Source organism: Streptomyces sp. NPDC002156, assembly GCF_053593675.1.
Map to the genome: position 1 here is coordinate 45,124 of NZ_JBSFDA010000021.1, position 25,873 is coordinate 70,996.

Consider the following 25,873-nt stretch of genomic DNA (forward strand, 5'->3'; position numbering starts at 1 on the left):
CGCCTTCGGGCAGAAGGAGCACGATTCTCATGCGTATAGGAGTCATGGGGCTTGGCCGCATCGGCGCCTTCCATACGGAGACCCTCGCCGGGCTCGACGCGGTGGACTCCCTGGTGGTCACCGACCCGGTGGCCGCCGCCGTCGCCACGGCAACCGAACGGTTCGGGGCCACCGCCGCCGACTCCCCCGAGGCGCTGCTGGCCGCCGGGGTCGACGGCGTCGTGATCGCCGCCGCGACCGACGCGCACCCACAGCTCATCCTCGCCGCCGTGCGGGCGGGCATCCCCGTCTTCTGCGAGAAGCCCGTGGCACGCGGCGTCGAGGAGAGCCTGGAGGTGCTGCGCGCGGTGGAGGGCAGCGGCGTCGAGGTGCACATCGGCTACAACAGACGCTTCGACGCGGGCTGTATGGCCGCACGCCGGGCCGTCCTGAGCGGTGAACTCGGCGAGCTGCACACCGTACGGTCCACCACGCTCGACCCCGCCCCGCCGCCGCCCGCCTATGTGGCCGTCTCCGGGGGCATCTTCCGGGACTGCAGCGTGCACGACTTCGACATCGTGCGCTGGGTGACCGGCCGCGAGGTGGTCGAGGTGTACGCGACCGGCGGCAACCGGGGCGCGGAGTACATCCGTGAGGCGGGCGACGTCGACACGGCGTCCGCCCTGCTCACCCTCGACGACGGAGCCATCGCCGTCGTCTCCAACTCCCGTCACAACGCCCGCGGTTACGACGTACGTCTGGAACTGCACGGCATGAAGGACAGCATCGCGGCCGGCCTGGAGGACAAGCTGCCGCTGCGGTCCGTCGAGCCGGGGACCGCCTTCCCGGCGGGCACCCCGCACGACTTCTTCATGGACCGGTTCGCCCCCGCCTACCGCGCCGAACTCACCGCGTTCACCGAGGTGGTGGCGGGGAACCGGACCTCCCCCTGCACGGTCGCGGACGCCATCGAGGCGAGCTGGATCGCCGAGGCGTGCACCCTGTCGCTGCGTGAGCACCGGCCCGTACGACTGGACGAGGTGCGCAAGTCGTGACGTACGAACCCCTGCGCATCGGGGTCCTGGGCGCGGCCCGGATCGCCGAGCTGTCGATCGTCGGGCCGGCGCGTGCGACCGGTCACCGTCTCGTCGCGGTGGCCGCCCGCGACCGCGGCCGGGCCGAGGCCTTCGCCGCCGCGCACGGCGTGGAGCGGGTGGTCGGCTCCTACGCCGACCTGGTCGCCGACCCGGAGGTCGAGGTCGTCTACAACCCCCTCGCCAACAGCCTGCACGGGCCGTGGAACCTGGCCGCTCTGCGGGCCGGCAAGCACGTCCTGACCGAGAAGCCGTCCGCGAGCAACGCGGCGGAGGCGGCCGAGGTCCACGAGGCCGTCGCCAAGGCGGGCACGGTGTTCATGGAGGGCTTCCACTATCTGTTCCACCCGGTCACCCGCCGCCTGCACGAGCTGCTGGGCAGTGGGGAGTTGGGCGACCTCCGGCATGTCGAGACCGTGGTCGCGATGCCCGCGCCGCCGGACAGCGACGTACGGTGGTCGCTCCCGCTGGCGGGCGGCGCGCTGATGGACCTCGGGTGCTACAGCCTGCACGCCCAGCGCGTCCTCGCGCCCTGGGCGGGCGGCTCGCCCCGGCTGGTCGCCGCACGCGGCGGCGAGAAGGCGGGGGCCTCGGGGGTCGACGAGTGGCTGGACGCCGATCTGGAGTTCCCGGACGGCGCCACGGGCAGCGCCCGCTGCCACATGGCGCACGACAGCTGGCAGATGAGCTGCCGTGTCGTGGGTTCGCGCGGCGAGGCCACGGCGGTGAACTTCGTGCAGCCCCATCTGGACGACCGGGTCGTCGTCCGTACGGCCGCCGGTGAGCGCACGGAGGAACTCGGACGCCGGTCCTCGTACACCTACCAACTGGAGGCCTTCGCCGCCCGGTTGAGGCACGGGGTACGTCCGGCGCTCGACGCGGACGACGCGCTGACCACGATGCGGCTCATCGACGACTGCTACCGGGCGGCCGGGTTCCCGGTCCGGCCGCGTACGGTCCTGCCGAACGCCGGCTGAAGCAAAGGCAGTTGGGGCGGTACCCGAACGGGTACCGCCCCAACTGCTGTGTGCCGCCTACCGGTAGAGGACCGGCCGCTCGATCAGCTCGACCTCGACGCGGTGCCCCTTCCGCTCGTCCCGCTGGGAGCGGACGCCCGCCTCGCAGACTGCCGCGGCGGCGTAGCCGTCCCAGACGCTGGGGCCGGTGATCCCGCCGCGCCGGGTGGCGTCCACCCAGGCCTGGACCTCGCGGTCGTAGGCGTCCTCGAAGCGCTCGACGTAGTCAGGCGTGATACGTCCGCCCCAGCGGCCGTCGGCGCTCACCCGTGGCCCGGGCTCGTCGCCGATGCGTACGGTGCCCCGCTCGCAGACCGCTTCGGCGTGCACCTGGTAGCCGTAGCCGCAGTGGCCGAAGATCTCGACGTCGACCAGGGCGCCCGACTCGGTCTCGAAGAGGACGAATTGAGGGTCGTTCATCCCGGCCGGGGCATGTGCGGTCGGGGCCGGCTTGTGCACGGTGACCGCCGTGATCTCCTGGTCGAGGAGCCAGCGCGTCACGTCCATCTCGTGCACCACCGAGTCGTTGATGAGCATCTCGTTGGTGAACCAGGGCGGCATGGACAGGTTCCGGTGCCGGTGGTGCAGCATCAGGGTCCGGCCCAGTTCCCCGCTGTCGAGGAGCCGCTTCAGCCTCATGTACTCGGCGTCGTACCGCCGCATGAAGCCCACCTGGACGCGCCGGTGCCCGAGCCGCTGCTCCGCCTCCAGGACGCGCAGGGCGGAGGCCGCGTCGGGGGTGAGCGGCTTCTCGCACAGGACCGGCAGGTCACGGCCGAGCGCTTCGAGCAGGGCCGCCTCGTGGGCGGGCCCCGGGGAGGCGATGAGTACGGCGTCCACGTCCTGCGCCGCCATGGCCGCCGCGGGTTCGGTGTACGCGGTGCAGCCCTCGATGGCGTCCGCGAGCGACTTGGCGCGCTCCGCCTCGATGTCGACGACGGCTGTCACGCGTGCGCCGCTGATGACGTCGTGGAGTCTGCGTACGTGGTCCGCGCCCATCTTGCCGGTGCCGACGATGGCAACACCCAGTGCTCGCTGAGGTGACATGTTCGTGAGATCTCCCGTGCTGGTGAGGGTCAGTCGGCCTGGCGGGCGCCGACCTGAAGATCCTCCGCTTCGGGGAGTTCCTCGACGTCGACGCCGCGTACCTGGGCCAACTCGTGCTTGAGGGCCGCGAGTTCGGCGCCGCCGGCCATGTGGTTGGTCAGTTCCTCCAGGGTGATCTCGTTCCGTTCGGCCGACAGTTCCATGGTGCCCAGACGCAGGACGCTGAAGTGGTCGCCGACCATGTAGGCGTGGTGCGGGTTGTGGGTGATGAAGATGACCCCGAGGCCCCGGTCGCGGGCGGCGGCGATGTACTTGAGGACCACGCCGGACTGCTTGACGCCGAGGGCGGCGGTCGGCTCGTCGAGGATCAGGACGCGGGCGCCGAAGTAGACGGCGCGGGCGATGGCGACGCACTGACGCTGGCCGCCGGAGAGGGTGCCGATGGGCTGGTCGAGGTCGTCCAGGACGATGCCCATGTTGCGCAGTTCGGCGTCGGCGGTCTGCTTCATCTTCTCGATGTCGAGACGGCGGACCGGCCACGGGCCCTTGGTCATCTCGGAGCCGAGGAAGAAGTTGCGCCACACCGGCATCAGGGGGACGGTGGCCAGGTCCTGGTAGACGGTGGCGATCCCGGCGTCGAGGGCCTCGCGTGGGGTGTTGAACCGGACCGGCTCACCGTCGACGAGGAACTCGCCCTCGGTGTGGTGGTGCAGGCCGGAGATGATTTTGATCAGGGTGGACTTGCCGGCGCCGTTGTCGCCAAGGACACAGGTGACCTTGCCGGGGTGCACGGTGAGGTTCACGCTGTGCAGGGCGCGGATGTTGCCGTAGGACTTGCCCGCCTCGCGCAGTTCGACGACTGAAGTGCCGTCACGCGGTGGGGTGTCGATGACAGCGGTCGGGTTGGTGGTCGGGGTGTTGGTTGTCATGCGATCACCTCCGGGTCGCCTGGCGGCGGACCCACAGATTGACGAGGGCGGCGACCAGGAGCATCACGCCGAGGAACGCCTTGAACCAGTCCGGGTTCCAGTTGGCGTACACGATGCCCTGGGAGACCATGCCGAAGATGAACGCACCGATCACCGGGCCCACCGCCGAGCCGTAGCCGCCGGTCAGCAGGCAGCCGCCGATCACCGCCGCGATGATGTACAGGAACTCGTTGCCCACACCCTCGCCGGACTGCACCGTGTTGAACGAGAACAGCAGGTGCATCCCCACGAACCAGGCACCCGCGCCCACACCCATGAACAGGGCGATCTTCGTGAAGTTCACCGGGACACCGACCGCACGGGCGGAGTCCTTGCTGCCGCCCACCGCGAAGATCCAGTTGCCGAACTTGGTGCGCAGCAGCAGCCAGGTGGCGATGGCGGCGAACGCCAGCCAGTAGAAGATCGTTATCTTGAAGTTGACGCCGCCGATGCCGATCTCCGAGGCGAAGACGCTCTTGGCCTGGTCGAAGCCGGCCATGTCGGAGATGGAGTCGGACGCCACGTTGCCGGTGAAGATCTTCGTCACGGCGAGGTTGGAGCCCTGGAGGATCAGGAACGAGCCGAGCGTGATCAGGAAGCTGGGGAGCCCCGTCCTGATCAGCAGCCAGCCGTTGAAGGCGCCGACGGCCAGCGACACGATCAGGGCGACGATCACGCCCGTCCACACGTTCATGGACAGCTGGAAGCTGAGGATCGCCGCGGTGAGCGCCGAGGTGGTGACCGCGACACCGGCGGAGAGGTCGAACTCGCCGCCGATCATCAACAGGGCCACCGGCAGCGCCATGATGCCCATGACGGAGGCCTGGTAGAGCACGGTCGCGAGGGCGCTGGTCTCCCGGAAGGAAGGCGCGACGGAGAAGAAGAACAGATAGACGCCGATCGCCGCGATCAGGGCGCCGACCTCGGGGCGGGCCAGCAGCCTGCGGCCCAGGGAGCGTTCAGCGGTACGGCCGTCCTTCTTGGCGGCCGCCGGAGCCGGCGGCGAGGGGGAGCTCGCCGCCGGTGCCGTCGTCTGGGTCATGTCGATCACCGGGTGCCCTTCGCGGCGAACTTGGCGATGGTGTCGATGTTGGACTTGTCGACGAACGCCGGGCCGGTCAGCACGGGTGCCACCCCGCCACCGCTGTAGTTGCCGTTGTTCTTGTAGAGCCAGATGGCATCGACCGACAGATAGCCCTGCAGGTAGGGCTGCTGGTCGACCGCGACGTCGATGTCACCGTCCTGGATGGCGCCGACCAGGTCCTTGTTGAGGTCGAAGGTGGAGAGCTTGGCGTCGCTGCCCGCGTCGGCGATCGACTTCACCGCGGTCAGCGCGAACGGGGCGCCGAGGGTGACGACCTGGTCGATGGACTTGTCCTGGTTGAGCTTCGCGGTGATCGTCGACTGGACCGACGGCATGTCGGTGCCGTTGACGTAGAGGACGTCGGTCTTGCCCTTGAAGCCGTCCTTCACACCCTTGCAGCGGGCCTCCAGGGCGACGTGTCCCTGCTCCTGGATGACGCAGATGGCGTGCTTGGCACCCGCCTCGGTGAACTTCTCGCCGAAGGCCTTGCCTGCGACGTACTCGTCCTGCCCGAAGTACTCCAGGAGTCCCTGGCCCTGCCAGTCGTCGACGCCTCCGTTGAAGCCGACGACGGGGATGCCCGCCTTCGTCGCCTGGGCCACGACGGCCTTCATGGCGTCCGGCTTGGCGAGAGTGACCGCGATGCCGTCGACCTTCTGGTCGATCGCGTTCTGGACGAGGTTGGCCTGGTTGGGGCCGCTGGGGTCGCTGGAGTAGATCAGCTTGATGTTGTCCTTGGCGGCGGCGGCCTGGGCGCCCTTGCGGATGGTGTCCCAGAAGGTGTCGCCGGGGGCGGCGTGCGTGATCATCGCGACCGTCAGACGGGGAGTGCCGGCCTGGCCGGCCGAGACGGCGTCCCCGCTCTCCTCGGTCTGCTTGCCGCCGGAGCTGCTGGAGCATCCGGCCGCGAGCAGTGCGGCTGCGGCTGCCGCCGCGACGACGGGAGCGATTCTGCGGGAGCGGGGGTGGAATGAACGGTCCATCTTTCCGGCACCTCACTGTGCTTCAGGGGAAAGGGATAAGCGGCTGACCGAGCGAACACTGCGGATCACATGCCGTTAACACGGCTGTTGCCTATGACGAGATAGAACCGTCATGCCATCCCGAGGTCAACGTTTGTCATGACATCATTTGTCCATCAGGCCAAGACGTCAGAGCAATTGCGTGGCGCCGGTAAAGCGTGGCCCATGCATGTGAAATGACCGGTGCTCCTGGCCATTTCCCTCCGCTTTCGCGACTGCTTTTCAGGGCGCGAGCAACCACGACGACCCCGCACCCGCCCACGAACCCGGTCATCCGAGCTGTGGGGCGTGCGGGGTCGAAGGGGCGCAGCCCCTGGGGATGGGACGGGTAGGGGCGGCGGGGGCGAGGAGAACGGCGTCGTGGCCGCGTCCGCCGAGGTCGTCTACCTCACCAGCATCGCGGCGCTGCGGTACGCCGCTGCGGCGGCCTCCCGTACCGGGAGTGCGCGGTGGGTGTCGGAGAGGATCTCCACGCCCCAGGGGCCGCGGAAGCCGGCCGTGCGGAGGGCGGTGATGATCCCCGGGAGGTCGAACGAGCCCTCTCCGCACAGGCGTCGGCGATGGACGGTGTCCTCGAAGAGGGTGCCGATGACCTGGCTGTCGGCGTCGTTCAGTTCCACGCCCACGATCCGGGACCCGGGTATCGCCGCCAGGTCGGCGGGCGGGGTGTGGGCGCGCTCGGTGTGCCAGACGTCGATGATCAGGCCGCCCGCCGGGTGACCGGCCGCCTCGACGAGCCGGAGTCCGTCGTGCACGGTCCTGAGGTTGGACCAGGGCAGGGGCTCGACCCCGAGCCGGGCGCCCACCCCGTCGGCCTGCGCCGCCAGCGTCGCGAACTCCCTGGCCCAGACGTCGAGGTCCCAGGGCTCGTCCGCCACGTCGGGGCCGATCTTGAAGGTGCGTGCGCCGAGAGCCTCGATGGCCCGCAGCATTCCGACGCGGAGGGCGTCCGACGCGGCCCGTCGGGGTCCGTCGGCCCACCAGTCGGTCAGCAGCTCCAGCTCGATGTGGCCGATCCCGTTGTCCGCGAAGAGCGAGCGGACGCCGGCGAGCCCGTACTCGCGCTCGGCCTCCACCAGGTCCGCGTACAGCAGCCCGAAGGCCGTGAATCCGGCGTCGCCCGCCGCTTCCACCCGTTCCCGCAGGCTCAGCGGACTGCGCTGGTCGGGCTGGTCGGGAGCGGCGTCGCCCGCGGTGGTCCAACACGTGGCCAGCAATTCGTCAGCGGTCATTTCTGTTTCCTGGATTCCTCAAGCTCGGATTCCTCATGCTCGGAAAAGACGCGGCACCCAATAGCCTCGGCATTGTTGGGTGCCTCGTACGTGCCGGTCAATCCCTCAGAAGACATCAAAAACACATCAGGCCTGCATACGGACCTGTATTCGGGTCCACATACGGCTACGCGGCCCCGCGCAGCACCGCGCGCAGGTGTTCGGCGCTGGCCCACACGTCCTCGACCGGTCCCTTCGCCCTGGGTTCCTCGGTGAGGACGGTGTCCTGTTCCAGGACGTACCAGCCGTCGTAGCCGTGTGCGCCGAGGTGGGTGACGATGGCCTGGACGTCCACGTCTCCCGCGCCCAGCGGGCGGTACATGCCCTTGCGCACGGCCTCGGTGTAACTGAACTGCCCGGACCGGACCTTGGCGGCGAGGGAGGCGTCCACGTCCTTCATGTGGGTGTGGGCGATGCGCTCGGGCGCCTGGCGGGCCAGCTCGGCCGGGTCGGTGCCGCCGATGAGCAGATGCCCGGTGTCGAGGCAGAGCGAGACCGCGGAGTGCTCCAGGACGCGCCGGACCTCGTCGCCGTTCTCGATCATCGTGCCGACGTGCGGGTGCAGCACGGCGCGTACGCCGCGTTCGGCGGCCAGCGAGGTCAGGCGGTCGAGGTTGGACAGCAGCAGCTTCCAGCCGTCGGCGTCGAGTTCGGGGCGGGAGTCGTAACCGTCCTGGCCGGTGACCGCCGACAGGACGAGCACCTCGGCCTTCGAGGCGGCGTAGCTCTCCAGGAGCTGTTCGGTCTCGGGCAGCGGGTCGTGTCCGGGCACGTGCAGCAGCAGAGGCGTGAAGCCGCCGACCGCGTGCAGGTCGTGGTCGGCGAGCACCCGGGCCATGGCGTCCGGCTCGCCGGGCAGGAAGCCCTCGGGGCCGATCTCGGTGGCGGCCAGGCCGACTTCGCGCATCTCGTTCAGCACGCGCTCCGGCGTCAACTGGTAGCCCCAGCCGGGGACTTCGCACACGCCCCAGGAGATGGGCGCGCCGGCGATCCTGTTCAAGGGCGAGTTCGAGGGCGAGTTCAGCGGTGAGGTGGTCATGCCGTGGCCTTTCGGTGGTTCCAGTCGGGGTTGGCGACCGCGGCCGGCGGGCGGCCCGCGAGAACGTCCGCGACACCACGGGCGGCGTCGACGAAGGTGAGGGTCATGGCCCGGCGCGTCATGCCCATCAGGTGGGGGGTGAGGACGACGTCGGGGTGGTCGAACAGCGGGTGGTAGAGGGCCGGTTCGGGGTCGAAGACGTCCAGTCCGACACCCGCCAGCCGGCCCGACTCCAGGGCGGCCAGGGCGGCGTCCGGGTCGAGCAGGCCGCCACGGCCGCAGTTGATCAGGACCGCTCCCGGCTTGACCCGGGCCAGCAGCCGCTTGTCCACGAGGTGCCGGGTCTCCTCGACGAGCGGCGCGTGCAGGGTCAACACGTCGCTGGACTCGGCCAGTTCACCGAGGTCGGCGCAGGCAATCCCGGCGGGCGGCGGGCTGAACGGGTCGTACGCGAGCGTCCGCATCCCGAAGGCAGCGCCGAGTTCGCTGACCCGGCGGCCGATACGGCCGTAGCCGACGATCCCCAGGGTGGCGCCGTCCAGGTCACCGACCGGTACGGCGTTCCGCGCGGCCCAGCGGCCGTCCCGTACCAGCTCGGTCAGCGGTCGCAGCCGCTTGGTCAGGTGGAGGGCCATGGCGAAGACGCCCTCGGCGACGGCCCGGCTGCCGCTGTTCGGGGTGATGACGACGGGGATGCCGCGGTCGGAGGCCGCCGCGACATCGACCAGGTCGACGCCGACGCCGGTGCGGGCGACGACCCGCAGCCGTGGCGTCCGGCTGAGGAAGTCCTCGTCGACCCGCCGGTCGGCGCGCACGATGGCGCCCTCGGCGACCGCGAGGTCCTCGGGGGTGGGATCGGTGACGAAGGTGACCCGCTCGCCGAGGACGGGGCGGACGGTGTCGGTGTCGACGGGACCGAGGGCTACCACGACATGCTCGGCGACGGGCTCGGCGACCTGCTTGGTGACGGGCTTGGTGACGGGCTTGGTCATACGATCAACTCCGCGCCGGATGCCCGAAGTTCGCGCCGGGCACCGCGGGCACCGGCTGCCAGGAGCCGCTCGCCGCGGAGGCCGCCGCAGCCGCGATCACCTCGGCGACGGCGTGCGCGTCCTCGATCGTCGAGTTGTGGTGCTCGATGCCGGCGACGGCGGCGAGGAACTTCTTGGCCTCGATCACCTTGAGGTCGTCGTAGCCCATGCTGTTGCCGGGGCCGGGCTGGAAGCTGGCGTAGTCGCCCATGTGACCGTTGCCGAGCACGGTGGTGTAGCCCTGCTGGGGGCCGCTGCGGTCGAGGGCGACACGCAGCTCGTTCATGCGCTCGAAGTTCCAGGTGACCGAGCCGTCGGTGCCGTAGATCTCGAAGCCGATGCCGCACTGCGGTCCGACGATGACGCGGGACGCCTCCAGTGTCCCCACGGCTCCGCCGCTGAAGCGGACGAGGGCGGCGCTGTAGTCGTCGTTCTCCACGGCCGCCATCTCGCCGTCCTCGATCACCGCGAAGTGCGTGCCCGAGCCCATGGGCAGGAGCGGACGTTCGGTGTAGACGGTGCTGGTGAGGGCGGAGACCTCGTCGATCGGGGCGACGACATAGCTGACCAGGTCCACGACATGGCTCAGCAGGTCGCCGAGCGCGCCGTGCCCGGCCAGGTCCCGCTTGAAGCGCCAGGACAGGGCGCCCTTGGGCTCGGAGGCGTAGCCGGAGAAGAAGGTGGCGCGGACGTTGGTGATCCGGCCGAGCCGGCCCTCGGCGATCAGCTCGCGGGCCCGCTCGACGGCGGGGGCGTGCCGGTAGTTGTAGCCGATGGAGGTGACGACCCCGGCCGTGCGGGCCGCGGCGGCGACCTCGGCGGTCTCCTCGGCACCGCGCCCGACCGGCTTCTCGATCCAGAACGGCTTGCCGGCCTTGGCGGCGGCGATACCGATCTCGTGATGGAGGAGGTTGGGCGCACAGATCGAGACGACCTCGACCTCCGGGTCGTCGAGAACGGCACGGTAGTCGGTACCGGCCTTCTCGTAGCCGAGGACGTCACGGGCATAGGCGGCGCGGTCCTCGGCCGTGTCGGCGGCGTGCACGAGCCGGGGCTTGATGCCCAGCTCGGGATAGACGGACGGCAGTGCCTGGTAGGCACGGCTGTGCAACTTGCCCATCCAGCCGACACTGATCAGTCCGACGCCGATCTCACGGGCGGCGCCCGGGGGGTTGGGGTTCATTGATGTCTCCTGATGGGTGCTGAGCAACCTTGGTGAGGTAAGGCGGGCCCCGTAGGGGCCGCGCCTTTTAGGGGCGCGGGGCTGTATCGATATGCGGCTCCGCCGCGCGGGCGCGACCAGCCACGACGGCGCCGCAGACGAAGACGCTCAGCCCCGCGCAGCGAACAACGCCGCGGAAAACGCCGCGGCGAGCAGGGTCGAGTCGGATCCGATACCGATGAAGGTCCACCCCTCGGCCCGCTTGGCGGCCGCGGCCACCCCGTCGGGAACGAGGAGCCCACACGCCTTGCCATGGTCCGCGGCGGCCTTGCGGACGCGCTCCAGCGCCTCCCGATAGACCGGCGCGCCGAACTCGCCCGGCACACCGAGGTCATGACTGAGGTCGCGGGGACCGACGAACAGCACATCGACGCCGTCGAGAGCCGCGATGGCCTCGACCTCGCCCAGCGCACTCGCCGACTCGATCTGGACGACGCCGAGGATCTCCCCCTCGCGGTCCAGGGCTTCGGCGTCGAGTCCGAAACGGCAGGCCCGGTTGTAGGTGGCCACGCCCCGGTCCCCCGCGGGCGGGTACCTCAAGTGCCGTAGCGCTTCCCGGACTTCGGCCGCCGTGTCGAGGCGGGGCAGCATGATCCCGGCGGCGCCCAGGTCGAGGACACGGCCGATGCGGATGCGCGCCGCGGACTCGACACGTACGACGGTCGGCACCCCATAGGCCGCCGCAGCGGGGACGGTCGTACGGACCTGTTCCTCGCCTCCCGCGCCGTGTTCGAGGTCGAGCAGCAGCCAGTCGGCCCCGGCGGCGGCGCACACCTCGGCCGAGACCGGGGAGGCGAGGCCGACGAAGGTGCCCAGGGTTGCCTCGCCGGCGGCGAGCCGGGCGCGCAGGCGGCCATGGTCCAAGGGAGAGCGATCCGAGGGAGAGTGGTTCAGGGGAAGGGGATTCATCCGTACCACCTCTGGGACGCGAGGCCCTCTTCGTACTCGTCGCGCAGTCGCGCGACGGCATCCTGCTCGGAGATCTCGGCCGGGGCCACGTCCCACCACACCCCGGCGCCGGGCAGGTCGGCGTGCGGGATCACGGGGACGACCAGGACGACCGGGCCGTTGTGGTCGCGGGTGTCGGCCAGCGCGGCGCGCACCTCGTCGGCGGTCGTGGCGCGGAGCGCGCGGGCGCCGAGGCCCTCCGCGATCCTGACCAGGTCGACCCGGAGGTAGTCGCCCTCCAGACGGGCGGGCTTGCCCGAGCCGATCTCCAGGCTGCCGTCGCGGTAGCGGAACTCGTTGCCGAACTCCCGCCCGTTGCAGCCCATTTGGAGTCGGTGGATGACCTGGTAGCCGTGGTTCTCCGGGATCACGACCGTGATCGGGAGCCGCTCCTGGGCGGCCGTGACCAGCTCGGTCGGCGCCATCAGGAAGGTTCCGTCGCCCAGCAGGGACAGCACCCGCTTCGACGGGTCCGGCTCGGCGAAGCGGACACCGATCGCGGCGGGCAGCTCGTAGCCCATGCAGGAGAAGCCGAACTCCAGGTGGGCGAACCGCCCTTCGGTGGCGTCCCACACCTTCTGCAGATCTCCGGGCGGACCACCGGCGGCGGCGATGATCGTGTCCCCGGACCGCGCGTGCTCCTGGAGCAGGCCGATCAACTGGCCCTGGGTGAGGGCGGCTTCGGTGTCCCGTACGACGTCGGAGTCGTCGGGCAGCGACGCGAAGTCGAAGGGGGTGTCCGGGGCGAGTGCGGCGGTACGTTCCGCCTGCCACCGCTCGTCCAGGGCGCGCACCTTCTCCTGCCAACTGGCCGACGTGGTCGTGCCGTTCGCCCGTACGGCAGCTGCCAGCGCGGCAAGGGCCCGTTTGGCGTCGGCCACGATGCCGGTCGCGCCCAGGCGGCCCGCGTCGTGGGCGTTGACGTTGACGCTCGCGAAGCGGACGTCCGGGTTCTGGAAGACGGAGTGCGAGGCGGTGGCGAAGTCCGTCAGGCGCGAGCCGACGGTGAGGACGAAGTCGGCTTCCCGGGCAAGGGTGTTGACCGCCGGAGTGCCTTCCAGGCCGATGCCCCCGAGCTGCCACCAGGCACGGCGCTGGACGGCGCCCTTGCCCGCGAACGTCTCGACGACGGGAACGCCCGCCGCCTCGGCCAGCGCCTCCAACTCCTCGGTGGCACCGGAGTACACGACCCCGCCACCGGCGATGATCAGCGGCTTCTCCGCCTCGGCGAGCATCCGCGCGACCACCGCGACCTCGTCCGCGTCCGGCGCCGGGCGGCGGATCGTCCAGTCGCGCTCGGCGAAGAACGCGACCGGATAGTCGTACGCGTGGGACTGGATGTCCTGCGGGAGGGAGACGACGACCGCGCCGGTGTCGACGTCGGTGAGGGCCCGCATCGCCGCGGGGAGCGCGGTGAGCAGCTGCTCGGGCCGGGTGACGCGGTCGAAGAAGCGGGAGACGGGCCGGAAGGCGTCGTTCACCGAGGTGTCGGCCTCGATGGGGTGCTGGAGCTGCTGAAGTACGGGGCCCTGGTGGCGAGTTGCGTACGTGTCGCCCGGGAGCAGGAGCACAGGCAGCCGGTTGACCGTGGCGAGGCCCGCGCCGGTCACCATGTTGAGGGCGCCCGGGCCGATGGAGGCGGTGACCGCCAGGGTGGAGTGCCTGCGCGTCGCCTTGGCGTAGGCCGTCGCGATGTGGACGAGCGCCTGCTCGTTACGGCCCTGCACGAACGGGAGTTGGTCGCTGAGCTGGTCGAGGGCCTGGCCGAGCCCGGCCACGTTGCCGTGGCCGAAGATGCCCAGCGCGGCCGGTATGAGTCGGCGGCGGTGGCCGTCGGCCACGGAGTACTGCCGGGAGAGGTAGGTGACGACGGCCTGGGCGACGGTGAGGCGCACCGTCGCGCCCTGTCGCTGTGGCGTCCGGTCGGTCATGAGTCGGCTCCTGATCGGGGATGGGGAAGGGCCTGTCCTGAGTTACCCCGTCGTCCGCGCGTAGCGCGGGCGCAGCGGCGTTCGGTGCGTGCGATCGGCGTGCCGGACGAACGACCTGGTAACGGAGCTACCTGGGCGTTTGGCCGGTGCGGCTGGGGTCACCCTCCGGGGGAGTGCGTGCCGGGCGTCGGGGCGCAGGCGGGGGACTCAGAACAGGCCCTGCGGGGACGCGTCGTGGGTGTCGTACGGGGGACGCGGCGGCCAGGTCACCAGGGGCGGCCGTGCAGAACGACGGTCTTGACCTCGGTCATCTCGCTGACGGCGGCCCGGGGGCCCTCCTTGCCGTAGCCGCTGCCCTTGAGGCCGCCGTACGGCATGAGGTCGGCGCGCCACAGGGGCGTCCAGTTGATGTGGACGGAACCGGCATCGATCTCCCGGACGGCCCGGACCGCGCCTGCCACGTCGGAGGTGAAGATGCCCGCGCCGAGGCCGTAGGCGGTGCCGTTGGCCTGGGCGATGGCGGACTCCCAGTCGGCGGCCGGGCTGACGGCGATCGCCGGACCGAACAACTCGTCCTGGCTGAACGGCGATTCGGGGTCCACGTCGGCGACCACGGCGGGCCGCACGACAGCTCCGTCGCGCTCGCCGCCGGTCAGGACGCGGGCGCCGTCCGTCCCGGCCCGCGCGATGGCCCGCTCGACCCGTTCCGCCTCGGCGGTCGTGATCAGGGAGCCCATGGTCGTGTCGGGGGACGACGGGTCGCCGGTCCGGATGGCCTCGACCTTGGGGACGAGGGCGTCGAGGAAGTCGGCGGTGACGTCGGGGTGGGTGATGACTCGCTGGACGGAGATGCAGACCTGTCCGGCGTTGACGTAACCGCCCAACGCGACGGCGCTCGCGGCCAGTTCGAGGTCGGCGTCGGGCAGGACGACGACCGGGCAGGAGGCGCCCAGTTCGAGGGAGAGCTTCTTCACCCCGGCGACGCGGGCGATGTGTTCGCCGGTCGCGGTGGAGCCGGTGAAGGAGATCTTCCGTACGCGGGGGTCGGTGACGAGCAGGTCCCCCAGCACTCCGCCGGAGCCGACGAGCACCGACAGCACGCCCTCGGGAAGTCCGGCGTCCACGAAGCACTCGGCAAGTTCCAGCGCGGTCAGTGGAGTCGAGGTCGCCGGCTTGAGGACGACCGCGTTGCCCGCAGCGAGCGCGGGGGCCAGTTTGTGGAGTACCAGCAGCGAGGGGTAGTTGAACGGTGTGATGGCGACGACCACTCCGCACGGCTGGCGCAGGGTGAAGCCCAGCTTGTCCTGGCCGGTGCCGCGATTGGCGTCCAACGGCAGGGTCTCGCCGTAGAGTTGCGTGCCCTCGAAGGCCGCGAGCCGGATCAGGTCCCCGGATCGTGATGCCTCGCCGGTGGCCTCCGTGATGGTCTTGCCCGACTCCGCGCTGATGGTCCGCGCGATCCTGTCGGCCCGCTGGTCGGCGAGTTCCGCCGCGCGCAGCAGGATCGTCATCCGCTCGTGGGCGGGTGTACGCCGCCATACGGCGGCACCCCGTACCGCCGCCGCGAGGGCCGCCTCGACGTCCTCGGGGCCGGCGACGGCCACGGTGCCGACGGTCTTGCCGTCGAAGGGCGACGTCACGTCGTGGGTCCGTCCCGACGGCCCCGCCGACGATTGCCACCGGCTTCCGATGAGTAGTTCCGCAGGCGCCATTGCCTTCTCCCTCCAGAAACCGTCAGGGCTGGTCCGAAGTGCTGGTCCGAAGTGCTGATCAGCCAACGGCCAGGCCGATTGCCTGGCCGCAACGGTAGGTGGGCCGCGGGGCATTTCTGAAGGGCCGGAATCCATCATTATCGCGTCATCGACCACATCATTTTTCCATCATCCACGCCACTGGTGCACTAGGGTGAGGACCACCCTCACGGGTTTGGAGTGATGGACGTCACATGGAACCCGTCGGTCACCTGAGGGCAGAGCCAGGCATGGAACCACCCTTCCGGGCCCGCATACGCGCGGGCGACGAGAACTCCTTCCGCGTGCTCTTCCAGGACCACGGGCGGGCTGTGTACAACCACTGTTTCCGTCTGACCGGGGACTGGTCGGTCGCCGAGGACTGCGTCTCGCTGACGTTCCTCGAAACCTGGCGGATGCGGGAGAAGGTCGAGCCGGACGGCGGCAGTCTGCTGCCGTGGCTGCTGGGGATCGCCACCAACGTGGTGCACCACCGCAGACGTACGGCCCGGCGGCACCGGGCCCTGATGGAACGTATGCCTCCGCCCGGCCTGTTGCCGGACTTCGCCGACGAGGTGGTCGGCCGGCTGGAGGACCAGGAGCGGATAGCCGCGGTGCGCAAGGCACTTGACCAGGTGTCGCGGCCGGACCGCGAGGTGCTGGCGCTGTGCGTGTGGGCCGGCCTTGACTACGCCGCGACCGCCGAGGCGCTGGGGATACCGGTGGGCACCGTCCGTTCCCGGCTGTCCCGGGCGCGCCGCCGGCTGGAGAAGCTGGCGCTGAAAAATCTGGAGCAGAACCTGGAACCCGCGGCTGCGCGGCGGCAGCAGACAGGTGACCGCCACGAGGCGGTCCGGCCGAGCAGTGGGAAGGGAGAGGGACCGTGGTGAGCAGGGACCAGGAGCAGGACGAAGACGTGCGAGAGCTGCGCAGGCTGCTGGCCGTGCCGGCCGAACGGGACTTCCCCGAAGGCCGACGGGTTCAGCGGGAGGAACATCTGATGCGCGGTTTGCGGACGTTGGCGGGACAGCGGACCGACGGGCGCGGGCGCCGGGTGGGTCAGCGGCTGGCGATGGGGCTGGCGGCGGCAGCGGTCGCGGCGGGCGTGACGGTGGCGCTGCCGGGCGGGTCGGACAGCGGGACGGAGAGCGGGACGGAGAGCGGGACGGAGAGCGGGAAGAAGACCGAGAAGGGGGCCGAACAAGGGACCGAGAAGGGCACGGGGACCGGGAACGGGAAGAAGACCGACGTGGTGCCGGCCGGCTACGCGCTGAAGAAGAACGCGAACGGCACGCTGACCATCTATATCAAGGAGGTCAGCATCTGGAGGAACGGGGACGCGGCGCACTTCAAGGAGATGACGGCCAAGATCCGGGCGGCCGGTTTCAACGCGGTCGTCGAGAACTTCCCCTGGGACAAGGTCTGCGGGCAGGACCGGGGAGAGGTCCTGATGCCGGAGAAGACCGGTGACGGCGACTGGGACCAACGGTTCGTCATGACGCACGCGGACACATATCTGGTCACGGTGCACGAGCCCGAACCCGGACCGAAGGAGCCCGGCACGACGCAGCCGACCTTCTACAGCGACAGGTTCATCAAGGGCCCGGTCAAGCCGTGCAAGTCCTCGTGACCCGCCCGATGACGTGGTGAGGCCGTGACGCGGCCGTGCGACACGGCCGCGTCACAACGGGCGGATCAGCGCCCGTGGTTGTGCATGACGTGCTTGGTGCGCGAGTAGTCGTCCAGCGCGTAGATCGACAGGTCACGCCCGTAGCCGGAGCCCTTGAAGCCGCCCCAGGGGACTTCGCCGGCCAGGACGAGATGGGAGTTGACCCAGACGGTGCCGAAGTCGAGGCGGGCGGCGATGTCGTGGCTGCGGCGGGCGTTCTCGGTCCACACCGACGCCGAGAGGCCGAGGGGGACGTCGTTGGCCCGTCGTACGGCCTCCTCCTCGTCGGCGAAGGTCTCGACCGTGATCACCGGCCCGAAGATCTCCTCGCGGGCGGCTTCAGCCCCTTCGGGTACGTCGACCAGCACGGTCGGGGCCACGAAGTAACCGGGCCCGTCGAGGGCGCCGCCGCCCGTCGCCGCGCGGAGGCCTTCGGTCCTCGCGCGCTCCAAGTAGCCGGTGACACGGTCGAAGTGGGCCTTCGAGACCATCGGGCCGACCTCGACGTCCTCGCCGGAGGTCGGCTCACCGACGACCAACGACCGTACCTCGCCGACGAGTTGCTCGACGAAGCGCTCGGCGACCGACTCGTGGACGAGTACGCGGCAGGCGGCCCCGCACTCCTGGCCCGAGTTCCAGAATCCGGCGGTACGCAGTGAGGTCGCGGCGGCCGAGAGGTCGGCGTCCGGGAAGACCACGACCGGGGCCTTGCCGCCGAGTTCGAGGTGGACGCGCTTGAGGGTGTCGGCGGCGGCCCGGGCGACGGCACGGCCGCTGGAGACGGAACCCGTCAGGGCGATCATGTCGACGTCCGGGTGCTCGGCGAGGCGGGCACCGACGGGTGCGCCGTAACCGGTGACCACGTTCACCACCCCCGGCGGCAGCAGATCGGCGACGAGTTCGGCGAACTTCAGGGTGGTCAGCGGGGTCTGCTCGGACGGCTTGATGACGAGGGTGTTGCCGGCGGCGAGGATGGGCGCGATCTTCCAGGCGGCCATGAGCAGGGGGTAGTTCCACGGGGTGATCACGCCGATCACCCCGAGCGGCTCGCGCAGGATGACCGACAGGTGGTCCTCGGCGTAGTCGCCGGCGGCCAGGGAGGTGGTCGCACGCACGGCGCCGGCCATGAAACGGAACGTGTCGATCGTCATGGCTATGTCGTCCCGGGACACCGCGAGCGGCTTGCCGGTGTTGGCCGACTCCAGCCGGACCAGGACGTCGGCGTTCTCGGCCAGCCGGTCGGCGACGGCGTGCAGCACCTCCGAACGGTCCTTGGGCACCCGCCGCGCCCACGCCTCCTTGGCCGCGACCGCGGCGGCGACCGCCCGGTCGACGTCCTCGACGGTCCCCTCGGGAACCCGGGCGATGACACTCTCCGTACTCGGGTCGACCACGTCGATGACCCGCCCGGCCGCCCCGTCGACGAACTTCCCGTCGACGAAGTGGTGGGCCGGGGGAAGATCGGCCTCGGTGATCAGGGGCGGTACGTCTGCGGCACGTCGCACCGTGGGCGTCGTCGTCGGACCGGCGGCGGTGGTCGTCATCAGTAACTCCTTGAGTGGGGTGGGGTGGAACAGCCGGGGGCGGGTGGACGTATGTCGGGTGCGGGTGCGGGTATGAGTGCCGGGGGCATGTGCGGTGGCCGGGGTCAGGTGCGGGTGGGTCCAGTCGGGTGCAAGTGGCCGTAAGCCAGGCGCGATTGGCTGTGGTCGGGTGCAAGTAGCCGTAGCCAGGCGCAAGTTGGGACCAGGCCACTCGGTACTCGGACCGACCCCCACCCCGTGCTCCGACCGACGGTCCCGACCACGCCGACCACCCCTCACCCCGCCGCAGTCAGCCGGGGAAGTGCCTCGACCAGCGAGGCGATCCTCGCCGTCGTATCCGCGTCGAGGCCGAGAAGCGGCTCGCGCGGACCCCCGACCGGGAAGCCGGCCGCGTCCAGTGCGGCCTTGACCGCCGGGATGAACGGGGCGGACATGATCGCGTCCATCAGGGGATAGATCCGGGCCCATTCGGCCTGCGCGCGGGGCAGGTCGCCGGCGCGCAGCGCGCGGTGGATCGAGACGAGTTCGGCCGGCATGACGTTCGCGGTGCCGGCCATGACACCGGCGGCGCCCTCGGTGATGGCCTGCAACAGGAGGCTGTCCCAGCCTATGAAGGTGGAGATGACGTCGCCGTAGCGGTGGATGAGCTGGCCCGCCTGGGCCATGTCCGCGCTGGTGTCCTTGATGTACTGGATGTTCTCGACCTCGCGGGCGAGCTGCCCGACCGTCTCCGGCGAGAGGTTGACGCCGGTGGCCCCGGGCAGGTTGTAGAGCATGATCGGGATGTCGACCGCGTCGGCGACGGTGCGCAGGTAGTGCAGCGTCTCGTCGAGTGTGAGCGGCTCGTAGTAGGGGGCGACCACCATCAGGACCGAGGCGCCGGCGGCCTCGGCGTGGCGGGACAGTTCGATCGCCTCCCTGGTGCTGACCGCACCGGTCTGGGCGATGACCGGCACACGTCCGGCAGCCTGGTCGACGACCGTCTCGACCAGGTGGCGCCGCTCCGCGCCGCTCATGGCCGCGAACTCACCGGTGGATCCGCAGACGACGACACCGTCGACCCCGCCGTCGACACTGCGGTCGACCAGGCGGCGCAGTGTCTTCTCGTCGATCTCCCCGTCCGGCGTGAACGGTGAGGCGAGTGCGGTCAGGACACCGCTCAGCTGTGACGACATTCTTGGTTCTCCTCGGGTGGAGCTGGGGGCGGGGTGGGGAGTCGGGGTCGGGTCGGAGCTGCGGACCTACGCGACCGTGTGCACCGGCGCCAGGTCCTGCCGGGCGGTCTGGCGGTCGGTGGCGAGCAGGCTCCGGGCCTCCTGCGCGGCCGACAGGCCGGTCTGGATCGCGGTCTCGGTGTAGAGGGTGCCGAGGTAGTCACCGGCCAGGAGGACCCTGCCGGTACGACGGGTCAGGGTCTGCTGGAGCTTGCCGCGGCCGGGGAAGCAGTACGGCGCGCCCGTGGGCCAGCGCTGGACCTCGGCCTCGACGACCTTCTCGGCGAAGCCGGGCAGGACCTGGTCCAGGTCGTCGAGGTAGATCCGGCGGATCTTGTCGTCGTCGTGCTCCAGCAGCTCACGCGCCAAGCTGCCCGGCGAGAACGTCATGAGGCTGCTGCCGGGCGTACGTTCCGTCTCGTAGCCGTGCACGACGTTCGACATGTTCAGCGCGACGTTGAAGGACCGCTTCGGGGTCGCGATGCCGTAGGCGTCGTCCCAGACCTGGCGTTCGGTCTCGTCGGTGAGGAACGCCGCGCTCACGTAGGGGCCGTAGACGATCTTCGACAGGGCCTCGCGGACATCGCGGTCGAGGTCGACGGCGATCCGGTGGCTGACGGTCGCGGGAGTGGCCAGGACCACGCAGCGGGCCTCGACCTCCTTCTCCACGCCGTTCTCCCGGTAGCGGACGACGGCGGAGTCCGTCTTCTGGACGATCTCGTCGACGGTCGCGTTCAGCCGCACCCGGTCCGACAGGGCGGCGGCGATGCTCTCGGTGAGGGTGGACGGCCCGCCGACGATGCTCTCCGAGAGTCCGGCGCCGATGTTCCACACCAGGCTGAAGTAGCCCACGCCCGCGCCGGCCGACAGCTGGTCGATGTCGGCGGCGGAACGGGTCACGGTGGGCTTGAACAGGGCCTCGGCGTCCTCGGGCAGATCGCCGATGAAGTCCTTGAAGGAACGGTCGTTCATGAAGTCGTAGATCCGCTGCTGGCGTTGGGCCTCGGTCTCGCCGCGCCGCCGCTGCACGATACGGGCGTACCGGGCCACCGACAGGGCGACCTTGGCGCCCGCCCTGACCATGCCGACCCGCGCCGCCATCGGCATGGGGATGCGGAACGGGTACGTCTCCACCCGGCCCTTGAGCAGCAGCTTGCCGTTCATCGACAGCCCGGCCAGCGAGCCGGGCACCGCCACCGAGTCGACACCGGTGCTGCTGAGCAGCCACGACGTCGCCGAGTCGCCGCCGGCGTAGACATGCCCGCCCCAGTTGAGCCAGTACGGTCCGCGGCGCTCCGACCGGATACGTCCGCCGACCCGCCCCTCGGACTCCAGCAGAAGCGTGTCCCAGTGCCGCAGGCGCCAGCCGGCGGCAAGGCCCGCTATGCCGCCTCCCACGATCACTACGTCTTTCATCGGTAACCCTCCTGCGGAAGTGCGGGTGAAGAATTTCGGCTGGTCGAAGAGCCCGGGCGCGCGATGTGCCGTATCCCGTGGACATGCCGATCGATACGCGGCCAAGGCCGTATTGCTGGAGCCCGGCGGGTCAGACGCGCATGGGGCTGCCGACCGGTTCGGTGCGAGGCGTCAGCGCGGCGGCTTCGTGCAACGCCATACCGCGTGTCTCCGGTGCCCACAGGACGGAGACGACCGCGCCGACGGCCATGCCGATCAGCAGCCGCAGGACGAACAGCCACACCGGGTCGGTGGCCCAGAACTGGGCGACGGAGCAGACGATGACGGCGATCAGGTCGATGGTGTAGAGGACCTGGCGACCGAACCTGTCGGTCAGCCGGCCGCCGGCGAAGGCGCCGAGGAAGATGCCGATGAGCGCGGACGCGCCGATGAGGCCCTGGGCGGAGTCGGACAGGTCCAGCTGGGGCGTGATCTGCACCATGGCGACGCCGATGACGCTCAGGACGTAGCCGTCGAGGAACGGGCCTCCTGAGGAGTACAGCGCGAGCTTCTTGTGGAAGCGCGAAAGGGGCGCGTCATCGAGCCTGTTGCCTGTGATCGGTTCTGCGCTTGCGGTCATCACGACCTCCGGGAGCGGTTCCCGGACCCGTCCCTTCAAGGGCAGGTCCGGGCCAGGTGGCCCGAGGGAGCTCCGGTCTCGCCTGGGATTGCCCGCCACCTTAGGATGTGATCACAAATCACACAATGGGTTGGGGTGGAGTTCCGATGGTGTTCTTCGAAGAGGGTTCCCCGTCGGGCGGCCCGGCCGAGAGTGCGGCGGAGGCGGGCCTTCGTCGAACCCCTGCCGCCGACCAGGCTGTTTATGATTCAGTCGTGCGTATGTCCAAACGTGTCGAGCCGGCGCCCTCCATGACCGACCAGGTGTACGCGGTGCTGCACGAGGCGATCACGAGCGGCGAGTACCCCGCCGGCTACCGCCTGCGCATCCGCGATCTCGCCGCCGAGGTCGGGACCAGTGTGATGCCGGTACGGGAGGCCATCCGCCGCCTGGAGGAGGCCGGCTTCGCCGAGCGCGTTCCGCACAAGGGCTCGGTGGTGAAGGGCCAGCACCTCGACGAACTGCTCCACATCTACGACACCCGGCAGATCCTGGAGGTCGAGGCCGCGCGCCGTGGCGCCGCCCGCATCGCCGAGGCGGACGTCGCCCGGATGCGCGAGGAGTACGACCTGATGCGGCGCGCGATCACCGAGCGCGCCGTCGTTCCGTACCTCGACCACGACGAGGCCCTGCTCACCATCCTCTACGAGGCGGCCGGCAACCCCGTCCTGCTGAACACCATCCGCACGCTGTGGCAGCACTGCCGCGCCTACAAGATCGTCGGCGCCCGCGCCTACCTCGACGCACCTGGTGACGACGCCCTGTGGCGCTACCAGGAGGACCTGCTCAAGGCCGTCCACGCGCATGACGCCCAGGCGGCGGCGGCCATCAGCACCGAGTCACTGGCCAACGCCACCGACCGGATCAAGGCGCAGCTGGTCTAGAGCCGGACGCCTCGGCGGAGGCATCCGACCGGCCATGTCCGGCCCCGCGGATTACCGCCCGGCTGCCGGTTCGCTACGTCCCCGGTCGGTCCTCCGGATCGCCGTGATCGGCCTCGCGCTCGTCCGTCGAATTCGTTACCAAAGAATTTTCCCTGGTCAGAGCTGGTGTCACAGGTCTCTGAGCAAAAAAGATCTGTGATCACATCTTGTCAGACCTCGGTGAAGGTGCGAAGTTACCTGCCATCACCCCGCCCTGCACATCATCCCGAAACAGGGTCTTTGACGTGATTTGTGCGCTCGGGCATTTCAGCCACAGGGAGAGTCTCATGAAGCGTCTACGCGATTCACGTCTGGTTCGCTTCGGGGCGATCGTCGGATCCGTCGCCCTGATCGGGTCGACGGCCGCGTGCGGTTCGTCCACCACCGGTTCGTCCACCGCCGCGGCGGACACCGTGCCGAAGAAGGTCGACTCGATCGCCGCCCTGGTCCCCAAGTCGATCGCCGCGAAGGGGACCCTGACGATCGCCGCCGCCACCTACCCGCCCGCTGTGATCGAACCCGCCAACGGCGCGACTCCCACCGGCTGGGACATCGAGAACGTACGGCAGATCGCCGCGGTCCTGGGCCTGAAGGTCCAGATCAAGATCGCCCCGTTCAACGGCATCATCACCGGCCTCCAGGCGGGCCGTTACGACGCCGCGACCGGGGAGATCTACGCGACGCCCGAGCGCACGGCGACCGTCACGTTCGTGACCAACCACTCGTCGGCCGACGCCCTGATGGTGCCCGTCGGCAGCAAGATCACCAGTGCCGCCAGTGAGACGGACCTCTGCGGTCACACGCTGGCCGCGTCGCTCGGTTCCGCCGAGGCGGCGCTGGCCGAGAAGCTCGCGGGCAAGTGCAAGAGCGCGGGCAAGGGCCCGATCACCGTCAAGACCTTCGACTCGCAGGCCAACGTCAACCTCGCCCTGCGCGGCGGCCGGGTCGACGCGGCGGTGAGCAGCGCGAGCCAGGTGGCCTATGTGATGAGTCAGGCCAAGAACCAGTTCAAGCTGGTCGAGCTGCCCTGGGCCCCCAAGTACAAGACCGGCATGGTGTTGCCGCGTAACAGCGACACCGAGAAGTTCGCCGAGGCGGTCCGGGCGGCCACCGACCACCTGATCGAGAACGGTGAACTGCAGAAGATCCTCGACAAGTTCAACGCCGGCCAGGGCCTGATCGAGAAGGCCGAGATCCTCTCGTCCGCCGCCGACGGGTCGACGGGGAGCAACTGATGAAGGCAGTCACCGTCACCGACTCCACCCGGGTGGACGCGTCGGCCGTCCCGCCCTCGGAACTCGTGCCGCTGCGCTATCCCGGCCGGCGCCTCGCCGCCCTGCTCGTTCTCCTCGTCGCGGCGAGTCTGGGCTACTCCGTGGTGACCAACGACAACTTCGAGTGGCCGGTCGTCTGGGACTACCTGTTCAACCCCGAGATCATGGCAGGCCTTCGCACCACACTGATCCTGACCGTGTCGTCCATGACTCTGGGTATCTCCCTCGGCATCGTTCTGGCTGCCTGCCGGATGTCGGAGAACCGGGTGCTCTCCTCGCTGTCGGGTGCCTATCTGTGGTTCTTCCGGGGTACGCCGCTGCTGGTCCAGCTGATCTTCTGGTTCAACCTCTCGGCCCTCTACCCCCGGTTGTCGCTCAGCATGTTCGGCGGTCCTGAGCTCGCCGGCGCGGCCACCAACAGCGTGCTGAACCTGTGGGCCGTCGCCATCATCGGCCTGACCTTGAACGAGTCGGCCTACATGGCCGAGATCGTGCGCGGTGGCCTGCTCTCGGTGCCCAGGCACCAGAGCGAGGCGGCGATCGCGCTCGGGATGAACCGGTGGCTGACCTTCCGCAGGGTCGTCCTGCCCCAGGCCCTGCGGGTGATCGTCCCGCCCACCGGCAACCAGGTCATCGGCATGCTGAAGCACTCCTCGCTGGTGAGCATCATCGCTCTCGCCGACCTGCTGTACTCGGCGCAGTTGATCTACTCGCAGAACTTCCGCACGATCCCGCTGCTCGTCGTGATCTCGCTCTGGTACCTGGTGTGCACCACGGTGCTGTCCTACGCCCAGAGCCATATCGAGCGGCACTACGGGCGCGGGGTCCACGTCGGCGGGCAGCGGCCCGGCGGACTCGCGAAGCTCCGCTCGCTGGGCTCCCGGCTCGCGCAGCGGTCCCGGTCGAACGACAACCCGACCGACAACCCGACTCCGGCGTGACGAGGCGTAACGAAAGGACCGGTGAATCTCCGATGAGCGCAACGACATCCGCGCCCGACGGCACTGACACCTCGACGGCCGACCCCATCGTCCGGATCATCGACCTGCACAAGAGCTTCGGCTCGGTCGAGGTCCTCAAGGGCGTCGACCTGGAGGTGCACCGCGGCCAGGTGGTCGTGATCCTCGGGCGGTCCGGCTCGGGCAAGAGCACCATGCTGCGGTGCGTCAACCACCTGGAGCGCCCGTCCCGGGGCACCGTCGTCGTGGACGGCGAGGTGGTCGGCTACCGCATCAAGGGCGACAAGCTGTACGAACTGCCGCCGTCGGCCGTCGCCAAGCAGCGCACCAAGACAGGCATGGTCTTCCAGGCGTACAACCTGTTTCCGCACATGACGGTGCTGGAGAACCTCATCGAGGCGCCGCGCCGCGTCAAGGGCGTGAACCGGGCCGAGGCGGTCAAGGACGCGATGCGGGCGCTGGAGGAGGTGGGGATGGAGCACAAGGCCGAGGTCTACCCCAGCACCCTGTCCGGCGGTCAGCAGCAGCGGGTCGCGATCGCTCGGGCCCTGGTCATGAAGCCCAGCGTCATGCTCTTCGACGAGCCGACCTCGGCCCTGGACCCCGAGCTGGTCGGCGAGGTGCTGAACGTCATGAAACGGCTGGCTACCAGCGGTATGACGATGATGGTGGTCACCCACGAGATCGGCTTCGCCCGCGGTGTCGCCGACGAGGTGGTCTTCATGTCCGAGGGCCGGCTCGTCGAGAAGGGCCCGCCGTCCCAGGTGATCGACGCGCCCGTCCACGAGTCGACGCGTCTCTTCATCGACAGCATCCTCTGACCCCATCCCCTGC

General features: G+C 69.9%; 23 protein-coding genes. 8 read left to right on the forward strand and 15 right to left on the reverse strand.

What is annotated here, in order from left to right; all coding sequences use genetic code 11:
- The first annotated feature begins 29 nt into the window (after positions 1-29).
- A complete protein-coding gene (locus ACWCRB_RS12200) occupies positions 30-1,034 on the forward strand; it encodes a Gfo/Idh/MocA family protein (protein WP_450995965.1) in 1,005 nt (334 codons plus the stop codon).
- Positions 1,031-2,050, forward strand: coding sequence for a Gfo/Idh/MocA family protein (locus ACWCRB_RS12205; protein WP_450995966.1), 1,020 nt, complete (start codon positions 1,031-1,033; stop codon positions 2,048-2,050). Before ACWCRB_RS12200 ends, ACWCRB_RS12205 begins: the two co-directional genes overlap by 4 nt.
- A gap of 57 nt (positions 2,051-2,107) precedes the next feature.
- On the opposite strand, the gene ACWCRB_RS12210 is transcribed toward ACWCRB_RS12205, so the two are convergent.
- From ACWCRB_RS12210 to ACWCRB_RS12260, 11 genes are all read right to left on the reverse strand, one after another.
- The gene (locus ACWCRB_RS12210; protein WP_450995967.1) at positions 2,108-3,136 is read right to left on the reverse strand and encodes a Gfo/Idh/MocA family protein; all 1,029 of its coding nucleotides are present in this window, start codon (positions 3,134-3,136) and stop codon (positions 2,108-2,110) included.
- A 29-nt stretch (positions 3,137-3,165) separates the two neighbouring features.
- Entirely contained in the window at positions 3,166-4,065 is a 900-nt protein-coding gene (locus ACWCRB_RS12215; RefSeq protein WP_450995968.1) for an ATP-binding cassette domain-containing protein, read from the reverse strand.
- Between the two features lie 4 nt (positions 4,066-4,069).
- Positions 4,070-5,146: an ABC transporter permease gene (locus ACWCRB_RS12220; RefSeq protein WP_450995969.1), complete on the reverse strand. Its 1,077-nt coding sequence runs from the start codon at positions 5,144-5,146 to the stop codon at positions 4,070-4,072.
- Between the two features lie 5 nt (positions 5,147-5,151).
- A complete protein-coding gene (locus tag ACWCRB_RS12225; protein WP_450995970.1) occupies positions 5,152-6,171 on the reverse strand; it encodes a sugar ABC transporter substrate-binding protein in 1,020 nt (339 codons plus the stop codon).
- A 422-nt stretch (positions 6,172-6,593) separates the two neighbouring features.
- Positions 6,594-7,442 (reverse strand): sugar phosphate isomerase/epimerase family protein, encoded by an 849-nt coding sequence (locus ACWCRB_RS12230; RefSeq protein WP_450995971.1) that lies wholly within the window; start codon positions 7,440-7,442, stop codon positions 6,594-6,596.
- A gap of 166 nt (positions 7,443-7,608) precedes the next feature.
- Complete coding sequence (locus tag ACWCRB_RS12235) at positions 7,609-8,520, reverse strand: sugar phosphate isomerase/epimerase family protein (RefSeq protein ID WP_450995972.1); 912 nt, start codon at positions 8,518-8,520, stop codon at positions 7,609-7,611.
- A complete protein-coding gene (locus tag ACWCRB_RS12240; RefSeq protein WP_450995973.1) occupies positions 8,517-9,512 on the reverse strand; it encodes an NAD(P)-dependent oxidoreductase in 996 nt (331 codons plus the stop codon). Before ACWCRB_RS12240 ends, ACWCRB_RS12235 begins: the two co-directional genes overlap by 4 nt.
- A 4-nt stretch (positions 9,513-9,516) precedes the next feature.
- Positions 9,517-10,734, reverse strand: a complete 1,218-nt coding sequence (locus ACWCRB_RS12245; RefSeq protein WP_450995974.1) for a Gfo/Idh/MocA family protein — start codon at positions 10,732-10,734, stop codon at positions 9,517-9,519.
- Positions 10,735-10,881: 147 nt separating this feature from the next.
- Positions 10,882-11,637 (reverse strand): HpcH/HpaI aldolase family protein, encoded by a 756-nt coding sequence (locus tag ACWCRB_RS12250; RefSeq protein WP_450995975.1) that lies wholly within the window; start codon positions 11,635-11,637, stop codon positions 10,882-10,884.
- Between the two features lie 41 nt (positions 11,638-11,678).
- Positions 11,679-13,652 (reverse strand): 3D-(3,5/4)-trihydroxycyclohexane-1,2-dione acylhydrolase (decyclizing), encoded by a 1,974-nt coding sequence (gene iolD / locus ACWCRB_RS12255; RefSeq protein WP_450995976.1) that lies wholly within the window; start codon positions 13,650-13,652, stop codon positions 11,679-11,681.
- Between the two features lie 266 nt (positions 13,653-13,918).
- On the reverse strand, positions 13,919-15,364 hold the full coding sequence (locus ACWCRB_RS12260; protein ID WP_450995977.1) for an aldehyde dehydrogenase family protein: 1,446 nt from the start codon (positions 15,362-15,364) through the stop codon (positions 13,919-13,921).
- A gap of 269 nt (positions 15,365-15,633) precedes the next feature.
- Between ACWCRB_RS12260 and ACWCRB_RS12265 the strand changes: the two genes are divergently transcribed.
- Positions 15,634-16,272, forward strand: a complete 639-nt coding sequence (locus tag ACWCRB_RS12265) for an RNA polymerase sigma factor (RefSeq protein WP_450995978.1) — start codon at positions 15,634-15,636, stop codon at positions 16,270-16,272.
- Complete coding sequence (locus tag ACWCRB_RS12270) at positions 16,269-17,012, forward strand: hypothetical protein (protein WP_450995979.1); 744 nt, start codon at positions 16,269-16,271, stop codon at positions 17,010-17,012. The genes ACWCRB_RS12265 and ACWCRB_RS12270 overlap by 4 nt, the downstream gene beginning before the upstream one ends.
- A 65-nt stretch (positions 17,013-17,077) precedes the next feature.
- Here ACWCRB_RS12270 and ACWCRB_RS12275 read toward each other — a convergent pair whose 3' ends face one another.
- The 4 genes from ACWCRB_RS12275 to ACWCRB_RS12290 form a co-directional block, all read right to left on the reverse strand.
- Positions 17,078-18,595, reverse strand: coding sequence for an aminobutyraldehyde dehydrogenase (locus tag ACWCRB_RS12275; protein WP_450995980.1), 1,518 nt, complete (start codon positions 18,593-18,595; stop codon positions 17,078-17,080).
- A gap of 275 nt (positions 18,596-18,870) precedes the next feature.
- On the reverse strand, positions 18,871-19,770 hold the full coding sequence (gene dapA / locus ACWCRB_RS12280; RefSeq protein WP_450995981.1) for a 4-hydroxy-tetrahydrodipicolinate synthase: 900 nt from the start codon (positions 19,768-19,770) through the stop codon (positions 18,871-18,873).
- Between the two features lie 66 nt (positions 19,771-19,836).
- A complete protein-coding gene (locus ACWCRB_RS12285; protein WP_450995982.1) occupies positions 19,837-21,225 on the reverse strand; it encodes an NAD(P)/FAD-dependent oxidoreductase in 1,389 nt (462 codons plus the stop codon).
- Positions 21,226-21,355: 130 nt separating this feature from the next.
- Positions 21,356-21,844, reverse strand: a complete 489-nt coding sequence (locus ACWCRB_RS12290; protein WP_450995983.1) for an MFS transporter — start codon at positions 21,842-21,844, stop codon at positions 21,356-21,358.
- 260 nt (positions 21,845-22,104) lie between these two features.
- Here ACWCRB_RS12290 and ACWCRB_RS12295 point away from each other — a divergent pair, with 260 nt between their 5' ends.
- The 4 genes from ACWCRB_RS12295 to ACWCRB_RS12310 all read left to right on the forward strand — a co-directional run bounded on the left by ACWCRB_RS12295 (position 22,105) and on the right by ACWCRB_RS12310 (position 25,860).
- Positions 22,105-22,767, forward strand: a complete 663-nt coding sequence (locus tag ACWCRB_RS12295) for a GntR family transcriptional regulator (protein ID WP_450995984.1) — start codon at positions 22,105-22,107, stop codon at positions 22,765-22,767.
- A 326-nt stretch (positions 22,768-23,093) separates the two neighbouring features.
- The gene (locus tag ACWCRB_RS12300; protein WP_450995985.1) at positions 23,094-24,041 is read left to right on the forward strand and encodes a transporter substrate-binding domain-containing protein; all 948 of its coding nucleotides are present in this window, start codon (positions 23,094-23,096) and stop codon (positions 24,039-24,041) included.
- Positions 24,041-25,021: an amino acid ABC transporter permease gene (locus ACWCRB_RS12305; RefSeq protein ID WP_450995986.1), complete on the forward strand. Its 981-nt coding sequence runs from the start codon at positions 24,041-24,043 to the stop codon at positions 25,019-25,021. The genes ACWCRB_RS12300 and ACWCRB_RS12305 overlap by 1 nt, the downstream gene beginning before the upstream one ends.
- 32 nt (positions 25,022-25,053) lie before the next feature.
- Positions 25,054-25,860, forward strand: coding sequence for an amino acid ABC transporter ATP-binding protein (locus tag ACWCRB_RS12310; protein ID WP_450995987.1), 807 nt, complete (start codon positions 25,054-25,056; stop codon positions 25,858-25,860).
- The last annotated feature ends 13 nt before the right edge of the window (positions 25,861-25,873 follow it).